Below are 17,473 nucleotides of genomic sequence, written 5' to 3'. Positions count from 1 at the left end.
CAACAAAACGAAAAACGCCCGGCACTGCCGGGCGTTTTTGTATTGAGGGCAATCGATTTACAACGGGTTCAGGCGGAGAACTCCGCCTTGATCGCATCGCTGTGCTGGCCAAGCCTCGGCACCGGACCGAACGACAGATCCGCGCCGACAAACTGTGCCGGGGGCGCCACCGTTTCGATCGTGCCGACCGGGGTCTCGACCGGCACCCGCCGCAATGCCGGATGCTCCAGCACGTCGGCGACGCTGTTGATCGCCCCGAAGGCAATCCCCGCCGCCGTCAGTTTTTCTCGCACCTGATCCCGCGTCAGCGGGCCGAACACAGCGTTGATTGCGTCGTTCATTGCCTCGCGATTGGCCACCCGGTCGGTATTCGTGCGGAACCGCTCGTCATCCGCTATCCCTTCGCCACCGAGCACGTCCTTGCAGAAGCGACGCCATTCCCGATCGTTCTGCACGGCGATCAGGATCATGTCCCCGCCGGCACAGACATAGGCTCCGTAGGGCGCGATGGCCGGGTGACTGAGACCGATACGCTGCTCCTTCAGGACGCCATAGGCCTCATGCAGCAGCCAGGGTGACATCCACTCCGTCATGCCGCCGAAGAGGGAAAGCTTGATCTGGCTCCCCTCGCCCGTCCGCTCCCGCAACAGCAGTGCTTCGAGAACGGCGGTCCGGGCAAACATGCCGCACGCGATATCGCAGATCGAAACGCCGACCCGGCCCATTTCCTCTTTCGAGCCGGTGACCGAGATCAGCCCGCTCTCCGCCTGGACCAGAAAGTCGTAGGCCTTCATCTCCGCATAGGGCCCCTCGTCCCCGTACCCGCTGATATCGACCGTAGTCAGCCGCGGGTAGCGTTTGCGGAGCTCGTCGGAGCCAAGCCCGAGCCTGTCAGTCGCGCCTGGTGCCAGGTTCTGCAGGAAGACATCCGCCTTTCCCATGATCCTGTGCAGCAGAGCCAGATCGTCCGGGTTCTTCAGATCCGCAACCAGGCTTTCCTTGCCCCGGTTCAGCCACATGAAAAAGGCGCTCTCGCCCTTTATCTCGTGGTCGTAGCCGCGCGCGAAATCTCCCTCGGCGCGTTCGATCTTGATCACGCGGGCGCCGGCATCGGCCAGGCGGGAGGCGCAATAGGGTGCCGCCACCGCCTGATCGATGGAAAGCACCAGCATGCCGTCGAGTGGCTTTGTCATGACATCCTCCCCGCTCAGTAGGAGCGCGGCAGGCCGAGCACATGCTCGGCGATGAAGGACAGGATCATGTTGGTGGAGATCGGCGCCGTGCGGTACAGCCGGATCTCCCGGAATTTGCGCTCGACGTCATACTCCTCGGCAAAACCAAAGCCGCCATGGGTCTGCATGCAGGTATCCACCGCGTCCCATGCCGCTTCCGCCGTCAGCAGCTTGGCCATGTTGGACTCGGCCCCGCAGGGCTCACCCGCCTCGAACAGCTTCGCTGCCTTCTCCGCCATCAGGGCGGCCGCTTCGGTTGCCGCAAAGGCTTTCGCGATGGGAAACTGAACTGCCTGATTCTGTCCGATCGGCCGACCGAAGACTTTCCGCTCATTCGCGTAGTTGGTCGCCTTTTCGATGCACCAGCGAGCGTCACCGATGCTCTCGTGCGAAATCAGGATACGCTCCGCGTTCATGCCGTCGAGGATATAGCGGAAGCCTTTGCCTTCCTCGCCGATCAGGTTCTCCGCGGGGATTTCCAGATTGTCGAAGAAGACTTCCGTCGTCGCATGATTGACCATCGCGCGGATCGGCCGGATCTCGAGCCCGTTACCTTTCGCCTCGCGCATATCGACGATGAAGACCGAAAGACCGTCCGTGCGCTTCTTTACCTCTTCCTTCGGCGTGGTCCGGGCCAGCAACAACATGAGGTCGGAATGCTCGGCGCGCGAGGTCCAGACCTTCTGTCCGTTCACAACATATTTGTCGTTGCCCTTCTTCACCGCGGTGGTGGCAAGGGAGAGTGTGTCGGTGCCGCTGGTCGGCTCCGTCACGCCGAAGGCCTGAAGCCGCAACTCACCGCTGGCGATCTTGGGCAGGTACTGCCGCTTCTGCGCCTCGCTACCGTGCCGAAGCAGGCTGCCCATGATGTACATCTGGGCGTGACAGGCGCCGCCGTTGCAGCCGGATTTATGAATTTCCTCAAGGATCGCGGCGGCGGCACTGATCGAAAGACCGCTGCCGCCATATTCTTCCGGGATCAGAACCGCGAGATACCCGGACTCGGTCAATGCCTGGACGAATTCCGTCGGGTAGGCGCGCTCCCGGTCTTTCTCTCGCCAGTACTCACCCGGAAAATCCGCGCACAATGCCTGAACGGCACGCCTGATCTCGGCGATAACATCGCTGTCCGTACTCATATTTCCTCCCGTTGCGGCTCTTGGCAGCGGCCGCAATCTGGTTTTCAGTCTTCTTTCAGTTTGAAGATAGCAAGCCGGACGGCAATCCGGCCCTCCTTCAAATTGCGATAGATGTGTTTCTGCTTCCGGACGAAGGACTCGCCCATGATGACCGGCGCGCCCGTCGGCGGTTCCGGTTCTCCCTTTTCCGCGCGTAGCTGACGTGCCACACGCTGATCGTCGAGATAGGTCTCGACCAGGGCCGACTGATCCTCGGATCGTTCGGTTTCGAGCCCGGCGGCATTCGCCAGCGCTTCAATCTCTTCTGCCGAAACCAGATGACTGTGTTCCGGCAAGGTCGCCCAGGGGACAGGCATGTGGATCGGCTCTCCCGATCCGGCGACCACGTCATAAAGGCCGAACCGGCCGCCCGGCTTCAGGACCCGGGCAATTTCGCGGTAAAGCTCCGCCTTGTCGGCGATGTTCATCGCTACATGCAGGGTGAAGATCACGTCAAAACTGTTGTCGGGGAACAGCATGGCAAGCGCGTCGCCCTGCTCGATCCGGATATTCTCCAGCCCGACCAGAGCATTGAGCTGCCGCGCGCCGTCGCAGAACGCCTCTGTCAGATCTATGCCGGTGACATCCGCGCCATAGCGGGTCGCGGCCATGCGTGCCGGTCCGCCCAGGCCACAACCGACATCCAGCACCTTGTCTCCAGCCTTGATGTCGAGGCTGTCCAGAAACTCCGTCGCCGCCGTCCGGCCACGCAAGTGCATCTGATCGACGGAATGCAGGTCCGCTTCGGTGATGCTGTCCCGGTCGATACCGGATTCTTCAAGGATTGCGATCAACCGGTCCGCCAGCCCGTCCGAGCTGTAGTGGGACGTGACGTCCGGCAGATCGCCCATCGGAAGGCTAGCCCCAGGTCCCGAATTCGGGAGGCTGAATGACGCTGCCCAGATAAGCCAGTCCCGGCTCCCGGTCTTTCGCCAGCAACAGCGGCCCGTCGAGATCGACCACGGCACATCCCTGCGCCACGAGTACGCCCGGCGCCATGGCAAGCGAGGTGCCGACCATGCAGCCGACCATGACCTCGAAGCCCATTTCGAGCGCCTTGTCGCGCAACACGAGCGCTTCGGTCAAACCACCGGTCTTGTCCAGCTTGATGTTGATCATATCGTACTTGCCGACCAGCGCATCGAGGGTCTTGCTGTCGTGACAGCTCTCGTCGGCGCAGACCGGTACGACGCGATCCAGCCCCTTGAGACCTTCATCGTCAGCCGCAGGCAACGGCTGTTCGATCATGACCACACCGAGTTCGGCGAATTTCGGCGCGTATTCCTGATACTGCGCCACGGTCCAGCCTTCATTGGCATCGACCACGAGCTTCGCGTTCGGGGCGTTCTTGTGGATCAGGGTAACCCGCTCCAGATCCTTGTCGTCACCGGTCATCTTCAGCTTCAAAACCGGGCGTGCCGCGTTTTCGGCCGCTTTCGCGCCCATCACTTCCGGCTCGTCCACGCCGAGCGTGAAGACGGTCGTGACCGGCTTCGGTTCTGGCAGACCGGCAAGTTCCCAGACCCGCTTGCCGGTCTGTTTCGCCTCAAGATCCCAAAGGGCGCAATCGATGGCATTGCGGGCTGCCCCCGGTGCGAGCGCGGCCGCCAGACCGGCACGGTCCATACCGTTGGCAAGCTCGCCCGCCACGGACTCGATCTGGGCCGCAACGCTATCCAGCGTTTCGCCGTAGCGCTTGTAGGGAAAGCATTCGCCCATGCCGGCGACATCGTCGCCGGCAATTTCCACGACAATGACTTCCGACTCTGTCCGGGCGCCCCGGGAAATCCGGAAGACGCCCTGCAGCGGCCAGCTTTCGCGACGAACGGTAACCGACCTGTACATCGATTGCTCCTCTGAGTTCAGATAGGCCTAGAGCGGCATGTTATCGACGATGGCACCAACACCGTTGCGGATCGGATCCACAGCAGGCAGGCCCGTTTCGTCGCTGGCCTTCTTCAGAAATTCCTCGGCAGCCTTGTCGTCCAGACTGGAGGTATTCACGCAAACGCCAACGAACTGGGCGTCCGGGTTCGTCAGGCGGGCAGCCTGCAGATAGTACGGAATGCACTCGGTCAGGCTCGGAACCGAGTATTCCGGCAGACCGCGCATGTGCGGACGGTTGGCTTCGTGGCAGAGCACGAGCGCATCCGGCTGCGCGCCGTGGATCAGTCCCATGGTGACGCCTGCATAGGAAGCGTGGAACAGCGAGCCCTGGCCTTCGACCAGATCCCAATGATCCGCATCGTTGGCCGGTGCCAGCTCTTCGACCGCACCGGAAATAAAGTCGGCGACGACCGCATCGACCGAGACACCGGAGCCGGCGATGAAGATCCCGGTCTGGCCAGTCGCGCGGAAGGTCGCCTTCACATCGCGGTTGTGAAGTTCGCGCTCAATGGCGAGCGCGGTGAACATCTTGCCGACGGAGCAGTCCGTGCCGACCGGAAGCAGACGCTTGCCGGTGCGCTTCTTGCCGTTCGCGACCGAGAAATTGCCGGTCGGGTGGCGCACGTCATAAAGGCCGAGACCCTTTTCCTTCGCCTTTGCCGCAAGCGACGGAATAGTGCTGATGCGGGTGTGCAGTCCGCTGGCGATCTCCATACCGAGATCGAGCGCTTTTTCCAATTCGACCAACCAGGTATCCGGCATAAAGCCGCCGCGGTTGGCGACACCGAGGATCACGGTCTTCACGCCGGCCTCGGCGGCTTCCTCGATGGTCATGTCGGGAAGCTTCAGATCTGCCTTACAACCCGGCAGACGGAACTGGCCGACGCACCAGTCCTCGCGCCAGACCTTGACGCCATTGGCGGTCTTGGCTGCGAGCTGATCGGGCGCATCGCCCAGAAACATAAGATAGGGATTGCGGATTTCCACGACGTCACCTTGGCAAAAATGTGGTTGCGCATTGCCCCGGGCGGGGCACGAATTCATCTGTGCCCGCGTCCGGGGGAACTTTATCGACCCAGGGCCGTCTCCATGGCGGAGGTGGCGTGCCTTGGTCAGGTCTCCTCAAGATGGACTTCGTGATCACCCGTGGGTGCCACTTTCCATCCGGACGCTGCACTTCGCCACAGAAGATAGGCGGAAAGTGCCAGCAACGCTACTCCGATAATCGGCCGCACAAAGCCCTCCATCATGAAGAGCGGAACCGAAACCGCAGCGAGCAGGACCGGGATGTAGGCCAGGGTCCAGGCTTTGGTTGTCCGTGCTTTCTGGTACCAGGGGAAGCCGATGGAGAAGACTGACACAAGCAGGAAAAACAGCGACCACGGCCGGGTCAAGAACAGCATCAGATCGCTGTCGATCGCCAGCGAGCGTGACAGGTTGAGCTCGGCGACATGCCCCAGAACCACACCGAGAATAATCGGCGCCAGCGGGAAGCCGAGCTGCCGCATCACGTAGCCGATGATCCCGAAGAAGAACAGCACCCATATATCGTAGGTGATGTTGTTCAGGGCAAAGACGCCAATGGCACAATAGGCCAGGATCACGGAGGCCAGTACATACATCGGAATCCGCGTCACCATGACGAACAGCCGCAGAGTCACCGACTGCATGGCGATCATGATGAAGTGGGCCAGGAAGAACGCGACAAAGATCGCGTAGGCCAGATCCGGATTGTCGGAGATGAAGGTCGGACTTGGCTGAACATTATGGATCAGCAGGGCTCCGAGCATCACGGCGGTGATGATGTCACCGGGAATGCCGAGCGCCATCATGGTGATCAGGGCTCCGCCGGCCGTCGCATTGTTCGCGCTTTCAGGCGCGATAATGCCATCGGGAGTACCCGTGCCGAACTTCTCCGGTGTCTTCGACGCCTTCTTCGCCTGGTCATAGGCCAGAATATTGGAGATCGAGCCACCGGCGGCGGGAAGTACTCCCGTAAATACGCCAATGACGGACGACCGGAGCAGGTTGGTCCAGCGGGCGAACACCATCCTGATCGCCTTCAGATGCTCAATCCGGATCCGGGCATCAGCGCCCGACGCATCCATCAATGGCTGCCGTGCCTTCACCCGGTCCTGCAAGTCGGACAACAGCTGGCTGAACGCAAAAAGGCCGATCAGGACCGGCAGGAAGGTGAAGCCGGATTCAAGATCATCGATGCCGAAGCTGAAACGCGCCACGCCATTCACTTCGTCCTCGCCTATCGTCGCGATGAAAAGACCCAGCGCACCGGCGATCATACCCTTGACCAGATTCTCGCCGGAGAGGCTCGCGGTGATGGTCAGAGCAAAGAGCACGAGAGAAAAATAGTCCCAGGGGCCGAACTCAAGGCCGATTACGGCCAGACGCGGCGCCAGGGTCACCAGCAGAACGGCGCTGAAGATCCCGCCGAAGAACGAAGACCAGACGCCGAGGCCAAGTGCGAGGCCGGGCTTCCCGTTCCGCGCCATCGGGAATCCGTCGAAAGTCGTGGCAATGGAGGATGGTGTGCCGGGAATACCGGTCAGCATGCCGGACATCAAACCACCGGACAGGCCGCCGACAAAGACACCGATCATCGTCGACAGCCCTTCGACCGGGCTCAGCCCGAAGGTGAAAGGCAGGGTCAGCACGACAGCCATCGCAATGGTGAAACCCGGGATCGCGCCGGCAATCAGGCCCGCGGTGACGCCGATCGTCATCAGTGCCAGGTTCCATGGCGCGAAGACATCGGCGAAAGCATACATAAGTGTTTCGATCATCGCGCTCGTCCTAATTCAGCTGCAAGAGTTCGCCGTCCGGCAGCAGAACGCCGAGACCGAAGGTAAAGATGGACCACATCAGCCCCACCGTTCCAACGGCAATGGCCAGATGAAGCGGCACACGTTTCAGCTCCGGCTCACCCAGAAGCGTCAGAGCGAGAAAGACGAAGCCGATGCCGCCAAGCAGCATGCCGAGATAGGGCAAGGTCACGAGGAAGAGGAAGAACAGGACATAGACGGTAATCGCGTTGCGGTACCGACCAAGACCACGGCTCCCGGCGCCGTTCTCCGTTTTGACAACGGACGGCTTGAGCACACTCTGCCCGAGCATTGCGAGACAAAAGACCGTCAACACCCCGAGCACGACCTGAGGCCAGACGCTCGACTGCATTGTCCCGTAATTTGTCTCTTCGATGTCCAGGCTTGCGGAAATCATGACACCGCAAAAAACCAGAAGCAGCAAAGCAATCAACGTATCGCGGTTCAAGCGCGCCACCGGCGTTCCTCCACATTCCTTATCGTTAAACGCAAACGGCGGCCCCCGGGGAACGGGAGCCGCCGCGCGTCGGGCTGATTAATCAGTCGCCCTTGTAAAGTCCAACTTCAATCGCGATCCGTTTCCAGTCCGCGAAGGTCTTTTCGAAGTAGCCCGTGTACTCTTTCGGGCCGAGATAGTTCACGGTCGTACCCTTGGCGGTCATCGCTTCAACGACTTTCGGGTTAGCCGCTGCTTTCTTGAAGACCTCAGCATAGTGATTGATCACGTCCTGGCTGACACCCTTCGGCAGAACGACACCACGGTCCGTACCATAGATCAGGTTATAACCCTGCTCGGAGAGGGTCATGACCTCCGGGATTTCCGGGTTCCGCTCCGGCGTGGTGATTCCAAGCGCCTTCAGCTCGTTGGTCTGGATGTATTTCTTGGCAGAGGCGAGGTTGATTTCGCCGATGTCGATGTTCTTGGCCAGAAGCGCCGTCATCCGCTGACGGGTGCCATCGTAGGAGACGTGCTTGAACTTCACGCCCGCAGCATCTTCGAGGAGCAGGAAGATGAAGTGGCTGGTGGAGCCGAGCGTACCGCCCGCGGTCACCGAGCCCGGCGCCTTTTTGGCGGCTGCGACCAGTTCCTTGATGTTGTTGTACGGCACGTCCGGGCTGGCGCCGATGATGGCAGGGGTCCGGGTCAGCAGGGCGACCGGCTCGAACGCATCCCAAGTGAAGTCGACCCGGCCGTTGAAGAAGCTGGTCAGCGCGCTCTGGTGAATGGCAAACAGGGTGCAACCGTCCGGCTTCGCCTTACGGGCTTCCTTGGCACCCTTGTTGCCGCCCTGGCCACCGATATTGACGACCTGCAGCTTCGGCTTTGCGCCGGCTTCGTTCGCCGCTTCGACGAACTGACGGAAGATGACATCGGTGCCACCGCCCGCGCCCCACGGCACGATCAGTTTGGCTGTACGGCAGGACAGATCCGCGGCCTGTACGGCCGGTGCGCCGGCAAAAGCAACTGACGCTGTCGCTAGAGCCGCGAAGAGTGCTGTCTTGAGCTTCATTTTATTCTCCCTTTGGTCACACCGACCGGGCGGACGGTGCTCGAAACCTCCTAGGCGCATCGGAAATGCGCCTGTCTTGTGGCTGATACCCTATGAATACCCTGCCATCTGTCAACTGTTCCCAATCATTCGCACGAGCATTCCATTGCGACGTGTATAAAAATAAAAAAATTCATCCAGTAACGGGACATATTGTTTCAACGAAGTCTTTGGCCGTCAGCTTTTTTGTCCCAAGCGACCGCCATTATTTTGACGTTGAAGCATTTCCCCCCAATCGGCGGCGAGATTCTCAAGATATCGCGCGAATCCATCACCCGTGATCAAGGCCGCCTCGGTTCCGTATTCAGTATGCAGGTCCGACAGAACGCCCCGGGTTTCCATGACCTTCCGCATAATCTCGGCAAGGGTTTTAACAATATCGTCAGGCATATCGCGTGGCCCGTAGAGTCCGTGATCGATCCCGAATGTCAGTCCACCGGCCTCGGGTCCAATCGTCGGTACGCCGGCCAGCATACCGGGCTCAAACGCCCCACTGACTGCGAGCACGTTCAACTGCTTCGCCTTGATCCGTGCCGCCGCCCCCTTGAGAGAGACAAATCCCGCAACGCCGGCCGGGCCACTCACCAACTCGCGATAGCGCGATATGCCGTTCGGATAACTCCGGATCCGAAATCGTGCATCGAGTGCCTCTTCCATCCTCAGGAAAAGCAATTGCTCGAGCGGATCCTCGACAAGGGCGAAAGTAACGCTCTCCGGCTTGTCGCGAAGCTGTGAAACGATGCCGGAAAGACTTGGTAACTCGGGCTCCTCGCCTTTCGGTGCGGCGGGAGGCGGCCCTCCGGCCGACAATACGATTGCCACCGGCGTCCGGGTCAACAGGGCAATCGGCTTGAAATCGCGCCAATCGGTCTTGCCTTTGCCCAGCACCTCGAACGCGACCTGAATTTGCGTGTCGAGCATCAGCGTGCAGCCGTTAGGCGCTGCATCCTCGATCAGTTGACGCGCAATATCCCGGGGCCGGTTGCGAACGCGGAAGGCGGGCCCGCCAAGCTTCGTCGCAGCATCCGCGACAGCGCGGCCGACCAGGTCGCCGGCAGAGCCGACCGCAGACGGTACGATTATGGAAACCGTAATACAGGAAAGCTCTTGTGCCCGGACATCGTTTGGACGCACGAGCTGCGCCAAGACGGCCAAGACCACAAGCATCAGGAATTGAAACGGTCTCATTGTGCTCCCATTCGACTGGCGCCCCACTATACCCGGCCAGGTATCGCCGTCCAGCGGCAGCAGATTGTCGCGGCCGTTTGACCCGCCGGGATTTTCCGCTACAGAAGGGTGACGGACTCATCGCGCACTCTGGGAACGAAGGAAACAGAAATGGCTGGAAACATGAAGGTCGGCATTGGCGGTCTGGGCGCAATCGGCCTGACACTGGCCCGCGCGATCACCGACGGTCGCCTGCCCGGCCTGGAACTCGGCGCCGTCTCTGCCCGAAATGTGGAAAAGGCCCAGAATAACCTGGCATCCATCGGCGCCAGCGCACCTGTCGTATCGCTGGAAGCCCTGGCCGAGACCTGCGATGTCGTCGTCGAGTGCGCGCCCGCCTCCGTGTTCCAGATAGTTGCTGAAGCGGCAATCTCCAAAGGACGGATCTTCGTCCCGGTCAGCATCGGCGCCCTGCTCAATCACATGGAGCTTGTTGAAAAAGCGAACGAGACCGGCGCCCGGATGATTCTGCCAACTGGTGCCCTGATCGGACTGGACGCCGTGCGCGCCGCTGCGGAAGGCATTATCGAATCCGTAACGCTGGAGACCCGCAAGCCGCCGCTCGGACTCGGCGGCGCGCCTTATCTCGTCGAGAATGATATCTCTGTCGAGGGGCTGACCGAGGCGAAAAAAGTGTTCGAGGGAAATGCCCGGGCCGCCGCTAAAGGCTTCCCGGCGAATGTCAATGTCGCGGCAGCGCTCAGCCTGGCCGGCATTGGCCCGGACCGGACCAGCGTGGAGATCTGGGCGGACCCGTCCGTCACCCGCAACACCCATACAATAAGGGTCGAGGCGGACAGCGCGCGCTTCACCATGACGATTGAGAATATTCCGACAGAAGAGAATCCGAAGACGGGCAAGATCACCGCACTCAGCGTGATTGCAACTCTGCGTCGCTTGAACGCGCCGCTGACTGCGGGAACCTGACCCCCCTCAACTGAGCAGGCGGTCTAGCTGAGCAGATTGAGCAGACCGCCACCGCCGCTGATATCCTGGAACAGGCCGACCAGGGACGCGTTCTTGGGCTGCGTCGTGGTGCTGCCGCCGATCGCTTCGAGGTCCTTCTTCACCAGATATTGCTCGATGAACTTGATCGCATAGTTCGTGTTCTCAAGCGGCTTCAGAAAATCGAGGGACTCCGCTGACCCACTCGTATTGGTGAGCGAGGATTTTTTCTCACCCAGAATCGAATTCTGGATATTCAGTGTGAACTTTTCAGCGTTGAGCCGGCTAAGCGTCGAGCCAACCGAAAACAGGGCGTCGTTAAGAATACTCTCACGCGAAGCCGCTACCCCGCCACTGACAGCGACATACTGAAGTGAACTCAGCGCGTTTTCGAAATCTTCCTTGAAGCCGCCTTGCGCATCGACAGTAATTGTCGTGCTCAGCGTTCCAAGAACAACTTTAAGATCATTGCCAAATTCTTTGAGCAGGTTGTCCCCGCTATCCCCCGCACGCTCGATAAGCGCGTCGAGGTCACCACTGATCTGACGGATTTCAGCATCGATTGCCCCCAGCGGATCCGCGACATTCGCCGCAAAATCAAAGATTTTCCGATCCGTGACCAGATTATCTTTCAACTCACTCAAGGAATCCGTCACCGTCGTATCGATATCGCTCAGAATACCGTTCGCATTTCCAGCGCTAAGAGTGGTCGGAAGCGCGCCAAGAATCACGGTATCCAGAGCACCGCCACGCGCATCAATACTCTTCCCGGACGCTGCATCGGCTTCATAGCTGATCGTGCCGCCGGTCAACAGATTGTCGAACGTGAATGTGTTAGTCCCGTCGGTCGCCGTCCCGGCGTCATTGATCAGGGATGCCAGCTCTTCGAGTTTCCCACCATAAGTCGTGTTCAACTCGTCGATATCGGCATCTTCCGCTTGCGCATTAAATGCCAGGGTCCGAATTTCAGAAATCACTGCCGCGGCCTTCGAAAGGCGCGTAAGTCCGTCATCGACAGCGGAAATACCTTGAGAAAGAGACTGGGTATTCAGCGAATAACCGAAGTTCACACCACTCACGCTGCCGGCAAAACTGGAAGCATTCACGCCGTTCTGAACCTGCGCGGATTTGAAATCGCTTTCGACAGCCTCAAAATCGGTCTTCGCCGACGAAATATCGGAAGACAGACTCCCAAGGTTGATTGCCTGAAAAGCCGTGTTGGTATTATCCAGATTAGTCAGAAAGTCTGAGAGATCGAGCGAGCTGGTCACAACCGCAGTGCCATCCGACTTGACCACTGTCGTCGCCTTGGCCGACGGCAGGGCATCGATACCGCTGCCTCCATCACCTGACGGCAACAGCAAATTCTCGGTCGTACCGGCGGTGCTGTCGCTGTAATTCGATCCCTTGATAAAGCCGTCCGCGCTGGTGATCTCAGTCACCAGCCGATCAAATTCACTTTTCAGTCCGTCGAGTTCTTCCTGGGTCTCTACGTTGGCCGCTTCTTTGAATATCGCATCGATCCGGGTCAGATTCGGGTCGGTGCTCAAGAGCGCTTTTTCGGCCGCCGCGATCAGTCCCTGCTGACGGATCAGCTCCGGGATAGCCGCTTCCTGAACAGGGATTTCATCCGCAAGAACCCCGCCCGGATCAGTAATATTGTCGATGTCCTGCAAATGAATGCGAAGGTCTTCGAGCTGCTGCTGCACGGTCGACAACTCAAGGCTCGCATTCGTGACGGCGGCAAGCCCGGTTTTGACGGCGCTCAGATCGTCATTGACCAGATCGAGTTTGGTCTTCGACGCATTTTCCTCTTCCCGGTCCAGCGTATTCAGCTTGTCGAAATCGAGTTTTGCATCGATCAAGGACTGCTGCTTGAGCACGGACTGTTTGGCGATCTGAGCCGGCAAGCCAAGGGCTGTCGTCACGATATTCCGCAGCGGTAAATCACCAAGAATTTCGAGCGCGCTATCAATTTCATTGACGCGCCGCAGGAAAAACACGGCCTCACGTGCCGCCGGGTTCTCAAGTCCAATCGAAACTTCAAACGCATTGGTAAGGTAATCGTCGATGACCTCAGTCTGCGCGTCAGCACTTTGCAGCTTGGTAAAGCCTTCGTTCTTTACGTTCAGAAATTTCGCAAGCTCGCCATAACGCGAGTCGGCCAACCGGTTCGCATAGGAATTCACATCATCCGGATCGCTGTTGATGATCGCTTTCAGCTTACCGGGATTATTGAGTTCCGATTCCAGACCGAAGGCCGTCAGGACGAATTCGAGAGTTTTCCGATCTGCCAGGAAATCCTCGAGCGAATTGATCTCGTTCGCACTCGACTGGAAACTCTTGATGTTTTTCTGAACAGCCGCGCTTTCGTAGAAGTCACGACGCGCGCCTTCCGGGTCCCGTTTGTATTTTGCAAACGCGGCTACACCAGTGGTCGTTCCGCCGCTACCGGCGTTGAAGGACCCACCCAAAATGCTCAATGCGGCGGCGGCGTTAGTCATGGAACCCTCTGCTTCTGCTTGCTTTGTGCAGATTGATTAACAAAAATTAACATGCACAAAGTGGGCCATCTCTTCTGAGATCGCGAAACATATAGCATTTTTCGCCGCAACTTACAATGCAGGATAGAGTCCGGTGGAATTGGACCCGCGGGCATACCGGGACTATAGTTGCGTCCCATTCCAACCCACCCTCGCGGATCCATCATGTTTACGACCAGACCCGAAATTCGCGGCACCTTCGGTGTTGTTGCCTCTACTCACTGGCTGGCTTCCTCGGCCGGTATGGCGATCCTGGAGCGCGGCGGCAATGCGTTCGATGCGGCGGTTGCCGCAGGGTTCGTCCTGCAGATCGTCGAGCCGCATCTGAACGGCCCGGGCGGCGACTTGCCCCTGATCATGCACAGCGCCAAAGAGAACCGCACACAGGTAATCTGCGGCCAGGGACCTGCGCCGAAAGCCGCGACGATCCCGGCGATCCGCGATCTCGGCCTCGATCTGATCCCCGGCAGCGGCTTGCTGGCTGCCGTGACGCCGGGCGCGTTCGATACCTGGATGCTGATGCTGCGCGACCACGGCACCATGGGCCTCGGCGATGTTCTGGAATATGCCATTGGTTACGCCCGCAACGGCTATCCGGTGGTCTCGAAAATCACCGACACGGTCGAGACGGTGCGCGGGCTCTTTGAGACCGAATGGCCGACATCCGCCGCGATCTACCTGAAAGACGGCAAGGCACCCACTCCGGGGGGCATGTTCTCCAACCCGAAGCTGGCCGATACCTATGAGCGGATCGTCCGCGAGTCGGAAACCGGCGGCGGCAGCCGCGAGGCCCAAATCGACCGCGCACGGGACATCTGGTATCGCGGCTGGATCGCGGAGACCATCGACCGGTTCTGCCGGGACGCTTACATGGATGCGACCGGGCGGCGCCATAAAGGCCTGCTGACCGGCGACGACCTGTCGGGCTGGTCCGCCACTTACGAAGATCCACTGACCTACGACTATGGCCGGTACACCGTCGCGAAATGCGGCGCCTGGAGCCAGGGCCCCGTGATGCTGCAGCAGCTTTCCCTGCTGAAAACCATGGGCATCGCAGACATGGATCCGACCGGCCCGGATTTCGTCCATGCTGTGACCGAGACCTCCAAACTCTCCTACGCGGACCGCGAGGCCTATTACGGCGATCCGGATTTTGTCGATGTTCCGATGGAAACCCTGCTGAGCGACGCCTATGCGGAAAGCCGCCGGGCGCTTCTGGGCAAGGACGCTTCCGACGCCTTCATTGCCGGTACCATCGAAGGCTACAGCAACAACATCTCCCATTCCCTGCTACCGCATGCGCAGGACATCTCCGGCGCGGGCATGGGCGTTGGCGAGCCGACCGTCGGCAAGATGGGCGAGGCCCGGGGCGACACGGTCCATATCGATATTGTCGACAAGGACGGCAACATGGTCTCGGCGACGCCGAGCGGCGGCTGGCTGCAAAGCTCGCCGATCATCCCGGAACTCGGCTTCTGCCTCGGCAACCGGGCCCAGATGTTCTGGCTCGAGGAAGGTTCACCCTCCACGCTGGCGCCGGGGAAACGCCCGCGGACAACGCTGTCGCCCTCCTTCGCACTGCGTGACGGCGAAGCCTATATGCCGTTTGGCACGCCGGGTGGAGATCAACAGGACCAATGGTCCCTGCTGCTGTTCCTGCACCATGCGGATCATGGCATGAACCTGCAGGAAGCAATCGACTGCCCGGCCTTCCACAACGAGCATTTCCCGAGCTCGTTCTGGCCGCGCGGCCGGATCAACAAGCGTCTGGTCCTGGAAGACAGGTTCCCGCAGGAGACCTATGCCGAACTGCGCCGACGCGGGCACGATCTGGAGATCGGCGACCCCTGGTCTGAAGGCCGTCTGACGGCGGCCGCAAAGGATGGCGATATGCTGCGGGCCGCCGCCAATCCGCGCGGCATGCAGGGCTACGCCGTCGGCCGCTAGAGCGGCCGGCTCCGCGCGGCGTGTTCCATCAGGCCTGTCGTAAGGTATTCCCGGAGATAAAGCGCGAGATCGTCATTGAGCGATATCGCGCGCTCCCGTCCATCCTCGAACCGGAGCGTGATGACGAACCGATCATCAACGAGGTCAATCACGAATGATACCACCTTCGGGACATCGCCCGCGGACTCCTGCGTCAGGCGCTCGTGGGGCTGCTTCGAGAAAAAGTCCAGCCACTCGCGCGCTTCCTTATCCTGCATTATCCCCCCACTCCTTCGGGCCACAACCGTATCATAGGACCGAAACTCCAGTGGATTGCAGTGGAAAAGCTGTTCATTCAAATAGGATAACTGCTAGTGCATAAGCAATAACGGTCCCGGCCAGAATGGAGCGAGCCCCGTGAAGAAACTCATCATCTTCGTCACCCTGCCGCTGATGCTCATCGTCGGCGCTGGAATGGGGGCTGTGATGTTCGGGTTGATTCCAGGATTCGATCCGCTCGGGACGCAGAAGAAAAACGGCATGGCGGCTGCGAACAGCGAGCCGAAAGAAGAGCCTTTCCTGAACGAAGCGCCACCGACCTTCGCCGCTCCCCCTCCTGGCGCCGTTACATTTCAGCTTGAAGAATTCGTTATCAACCTGCAGACCGAACGGCACTATCCCATATTCATGTTGCTCAGCGTTGCACTGGAGCTGAAAGACGAGGCAGCGCAGATCCGGGTAACGACGCTTGAACCACGAATCCGGGACAAGGTGATTATCTTCGCCAGCAGCCTGAACGAGCAGGAGCTGAACGGGTTCGACGGTATTAACAGGATCCGCGACGGGCTCTGGGTCCGGCTGCGCGAGATCATCGACAAGGAGGACCTGCTCAACCTGCAGATCCTGAAGATGACGATCAAATAGCGGCGGCTTTTTCCAGCTTGCCTGTCTCGGTTTCAATGACCTCTTCGAGCTTGGCCATGAAGGTCTTCCGGTCGAGACCGGCAGGGATCGGCTCCAGCACATGAACGTCGACCACGCCCGGATATTTCATGAAGCTCTCCCGAGCCCAGAACTGACCGGAATTAAGGGCGATGGGCACCACCGGAAGGTTCAACGCACGGTAAAGTGCGTAAACACCCGGATGATAGGCTTGTTCGGTTCCGGGGGCGACGCGGGTGCCCTGCGGGAAAATCACCACCGGTCGGCCTTCGGCAACCCGCTCCTCTGCCGCCTTGACCATCAATTTCAGCGCACCCGCGCCGGCGGATCGGTCGATCGGCACCATGCCGACACGGCGGAGATACCAGCCGAACACCGGCAATTTCAGCAGTTCCTGCTTCAGCACGATAGCCGGATCCCGGCAAAACAGCTGCAGCGCGATCGTCTCCCACGCGGACTGGTGCTTGCAGGCAATCAGCACCGGGCCGTCCGGCATGGACTCCCCGCCGGTCAACCGCCAGCGCAATCCAACCACAAGGCCGAGCAGCGCAATGACACTTCGCGACCAGAGATCCCTGACGGCGCAAACCCAGCTTCGCGGTCCGAGACAAGCCGGCAGCAATAGCAGGCCAACAATCGGCGTGAGCGTGTAGAAGAGAACGTTAAAGAGCGTTGCCCGGAAGGCTTTCATTTCGGAGTCCCTTGATTTATGGGACACCCTTTACTGAAGAATGCCGGGCCTGTCAGGGCAAAACTGACCGCTCGCCCCGGTCCAGCGGAGCCCGAAGACCAGATGAGCGATGCACACGGTGCCGGACGCCACAACCATGAACCCTGGTTCTCCCGCATGATCGACGCGCTTGAGGAACAGGCCCGGGCGCAGCGGACGATCACCTATGCGGAGCTCGCGGAAGCGGCTGGTATCACAGGCCCGCACCGCATCCACCGCCTGACCGAGGCGCTCGAGGATCTGACAACACGCGATCACCGGATCAGCCAGCCGCTGCGATCGGCGGTCGCGATCTCGAAAGCCCGGGACGGTCTACCCGGTCCCGGCTTCTTCCAGCATTGCGCCGGGCTAGGCCTATATTTCGGCCCGGATCACGGCCCGCAGGCCGAAACCTTCCACCGGCTGGAACTGAATCGCTTATTTGTGAGGTACGGGTAGTGCGGTTTCGCTGGTAATCACGCCGATGAAAGCTG

Annotated in this window: 16 protein-coding genes; 4 read left to right on the top strand and 12 right to left on the bottom strand. The window is 60.0% G+C overall.

All coding sequences use genetic code 11. From position 1 onward, the window contains the following. Positions 1-68: 68 nt before the first annotated feature. The 9 genes from IG629_RS15275 to IG629_RS15235 all read right to left on the bottom strand — a co-directional run bounded on the left by IG629_RS15275 (position 69) and on the right by IG629_RS15235 (position 9,875). Positions 69-1,193, bottom strand: a complete 1,125-nt coding sequence (locus IG629_RS15275; RefSeq protein ID WP_193172802.1) for a CaiB/BaiF CoA transferase family protein — start codon at positions 1,191-1,193, stop codon at positions 69-71. A gap of 14 nt (positions 1,194-1,207) precedes the next feature. Continuing rightward, positions 1,208-2,371: an acyl-CoA dehydrogenase family protein gene (locus IG629_RS15270; RefSeq protein ID WP_028467220.1), complete on the bottom strand. Its 1,164-nt coding sequence runs from the start codon at positions 2,369-2,371 to the stop codon at positions 1,208-1,210. Positions 2,372-2,415: 44 nt separating this feature from the next. After that, complete coding sequence (locus tag IG629_RS15265) at positions 2,416-3,261, bottom strand: class I SAM-dependent methyltransferase (protein ID WP_193172801.1); 846 nt, start codon at positions 3,259-3,261, stop codon at positions 2,416-2,418. Between the two features lie 7 nt (positions 3,262-3,268). Beyond that, positions 3,269-4,255, bottom strand: a complete 987-nt coding sequence (gene dgcA / locus IG629_RS15260) for an N-acetyl-D-Glu racemase DgcA (protein ID WP_193172800.1) — start codon at positions 4,253-4,255, stop codon at positions 3,269-3,271. A 27-nt stretch (positions 4,256-4,282) separates the two neighbouring features. Beyond that, complete coding sequence (gene dgcN / locus IG629_RS15255; RefSeq protein WP_028467217.1) at positions 4,283-5,284, bottom strand: N-acetyltransferase DgcN; 1,002 nt, start codon at positions 5,282-5,284, stop codon at positions 4,283-4,285. Between the two features lie 125 nt (positions 5,285-5,409). Beyond that, positions 5,410-7,098, bottom strand: a complete 1,689-nt coding sequence (locus IG629_RS15250; protein WP_193172799.1) for a tripartite tricarboxylate transporter permease — start codon at positions 7,096-7,098, stop codon at positions 5,410-5,412. 10 nt (positions 7,099-7,108) lie between these two features. Further along, positions 7,109-7,594 carry a tripartite tricarboxylate transporter TctB family protein gene (locus tag IG629_RS15245; protein ID WP_193172798.1) on the bottom strand — a complete coding sequence of 162 codons (486 nt, stop codon included), beginning with the start codon at positions 7,592-7,594 and terminating at the stop codon, positions 7,109-7,111. 82 nt (positions 7,595-7,676) lie between these two features. Then, positions 7,677-8,648: a Bug family tripartite tricarboxylate transporter substrate binding protein gene (locus IG629_RS15240; RefSeq protein ID WP_193172797.1), complete on the bottom strand. Its 972-nt coding sequence runs from the start codon at positions 8,646-8,648 to the stop codon at positions 7,677-7,679. A gap of 216 nt (positions 8,649-8,864) precedes the next feature. Continuing rightward, positions 8,865-9,875 (bottom strand): tripartite tricarboxylate transporter substrate-binding protein, encoded by a 1,011-nt coding sequence (locus IG629_RS15235; RefSeq protein ID WP_193172796.1) that lies wholly within the window; start codon positions 9,873-9,875, stop codon positions 8,865-8,867. A 150-nt stretch (positions 9,876-10,025) separates the two neighbouring features. On the opposite strand from IG629_RS15235, the gene IG629_RS15230 reads away from it, so the two are divergent. Then, a complete protein-coding gene (locus IG629_RS15230) occupies positions 10,026-10,841 on the top strand; it encodes an aspartate dehydrogenase (protein ID WP_226886767.1) in 816 nt (271 codons plus the stop codon). A 23-nt stretch (positions 10,842-10,864) separates the two neighbouring features. Here the strand turns inward: IG629_RS15230 and IG629_RS15225 are convergent, their stop codons facing one another. Further along, positions 10,865-13,363 (bottom strand): DUF1217 domain-containing protein, encoded by a 2,499-nt coding sequence (locus IG629_RS15225; RefSeq protein WP_193172795.1) that lies wholly within the window; start codon positions 13,361-13,363, stop codon positions 10,865-10,867. Positions 13,364-13,567: 204 nt separating this feature from the next. On the opposite strand from IG629_RS15225, the gene IG629_RS15220 reads away from it, so the two are divergent. After that, a complete protein-coding gene (locus IG629_RS15220; RefSeq protein ID WP_193172794.1) occupies positions 13,568-15,349 on the top strand; it encodes a gamma-glutamyltransferase family protein in 1,782 nt (593 codons plus the stop codon). Here the strand turns inward: IG629_RS15220 and IG629_RS15215 are convergent. Next, positions 15,346-15,606, bottom strand: coding sequence for a hypothetical protein (locus IG629_RS15215; protein ID WP_193172793.1), 261 nt, complete (start codon positions 15,604-15,606; stop codon positions 15,346-15,348). The genes IG629_RS15220 and IG629_RS15215 overlap by 4 nt on opposite strands. A 139-nt stretch (positions 15,607-15,745) precedes the next feature. Here IG629_RS15215 and IG629_RS15210 point away from each other — a divergent pair, with 139 nt between their 5' ends. Continuing rightward, complete coding sequence (locus IG629_RS15210; protein ID WP_193172792.1) at positions 15,746-16,252, top strand: flagellar basal body-associated FliL family protein; 507 nt, start codon at positions 15,746-15,748, stop codon at positions 16,250-16,252. Here the strand turns inward: IG629_RS15210 and IG629_RS15205 are convergent. Continuing rightward, on the bottom strand, positions 16,245-16,961 hold the full coding sequence (locus IG629_RS15205; RefSeq protein ID WP_193172791.1) for a lysophospholipid acyltransferase family protein: 717 nt from the start codon (positions 16,959-16,961) through the stop codon (positions 16,245-16,247). The two genes, IG629_RS15210 and IG629_RS15205, sit on opposite strands and share 8 nt — an antisense overlap. A 102-nt stretch (positions 16,962-17,063) precedes the next feature. Here IG629_RS15205 and IG629_RS15200 point away from each other — a divergent pair, with 102 nt between their 5' ends. After that, on the top strand, positions 17,064-17,438 hold the full coding sequence (locus IG629_RS15200) for an AsnC family protein (protein WP_226886765.1): 375 nt from the start codon (positions 17,064-17,066) through the stop codon (positions 17,436-17,438). Positions 17,439-17,473 lie beyond the last annotated feature (35 nt).

It is taken from the genome of Nisaea nitritireducens (assembly GCF_014904795.1).
In the GTDB taxonomy this organism is placed as follows: domain Bacteria; phylum Pseudomonadota; class Alphaproteobacteria; order Thalassobaculales; family Thalassobaculaceae; genus Nisaea; species Nisaea nitritireducens.
Note: the sequence above shows the minus strand (reverse complement) of the source record. Positions and strands in the feature narration are given on the sequence as shown.

What these genes read in the sequence shown, in the direction of transcription:
- IG629_RS15220 (WP_193172794.1), top strand. Translation starts at nt 13,568, where the DNA reads ATGTTTACGACCAGACCCGAAATTCGCGGCACCTTCGGTGTTGTTGCC.
- dgcA (WP_193172800.1), bottom strand. Translation starts at nt 4,255, where the DNA reads ATGTACAGGTCGGTTACCGTTCGTCGCGAAAGCTGGCCGCTGCAGGGC.
- IG629_RS15275 (WP_193172802.1), bottom strand. Translation starts at nt 1,193, where the DNA reads ATGACAAAGCCACTCGACGGCATGCTGGTGCTTTCCATCGATCAGGCG.
- IG629_RS15270 (WP_028467220.1), bottom strand. Translation starts at nt 2,371, where the DNA reads ATGAGTACGGACAGCGATGTTATCGCCGAGATCAGGCGTGCCGTTCAG.
- IG629_RS15235 (WP_193172796.1), bottom strand. Translation starts at nt 9,875, where the DNA reads ATGAGACCGTTTCAATTCCTGATGCTTGTGGTCTTGGCCGTCTTGGCG.
- IG629_RS15240 (WP_193172797.1), bottom strand. Translation starts at nt 8,648, where the DNA reads ATGAAGCTCAAGACAGCACTCTTCGCGGCTCTAGCGACAGCGTCAGTT.
- IG629_RS15230 (WP_226886767.1), top strand. Translation starts at nt 10,026, where the DNA reads ATGGCTGGAAACATGAAGGTCGGCATTGGCGGTCTGGGCGCAATCGGC.
- IG629_RS15205 (WP_193172791.1), bottom strand. Translation starts at nt 16,961, where the DNA reads ATGAAAGCCTTCCGGGCAACGCTCTTTAACGTTCTCTTCTACACGCTC.
- IG629_RS15250 (WP_193172799.1), bottom strand. Translation starts at nt 7,098, where the DNA reads ATGATCGAAACACTTATGTATGCTTTCGCCGATGTCTTCGCGCCATGG.
- IG629_RS15200 (WP_226886765.1), top strand. Translation starts at nt 17,064, where the DNA reads ATGAGCGATGCACACGGTGCCGGACGCCACAACCATGAACCCTGGTTC.
- IG629_RS15225 (WP_193172795.1), bottom strand. Translation starts at nt 13,363, where the DNA reads ATGACTAACGCCGCCGCCGCATTGAGCATTTTGGGTGGGTCCTTCAAC.
- IG629_RS15265 (WP_193172801.1), bottom strand. Translation starts at nt 3,261, where the DNA reads ATGGGCGATCTGCCGGACGTCACGTCCCACTACAGCTCGGACGGGCTG.
- IG629_RS15215 (WP_193172793.1), bottom strand. Translation starts at nt 15,606, where the DNA reads ATGCAGGATAAGGAAGCGCGCGAGTGGCTGGACTTTTTCTCGAAGCAG.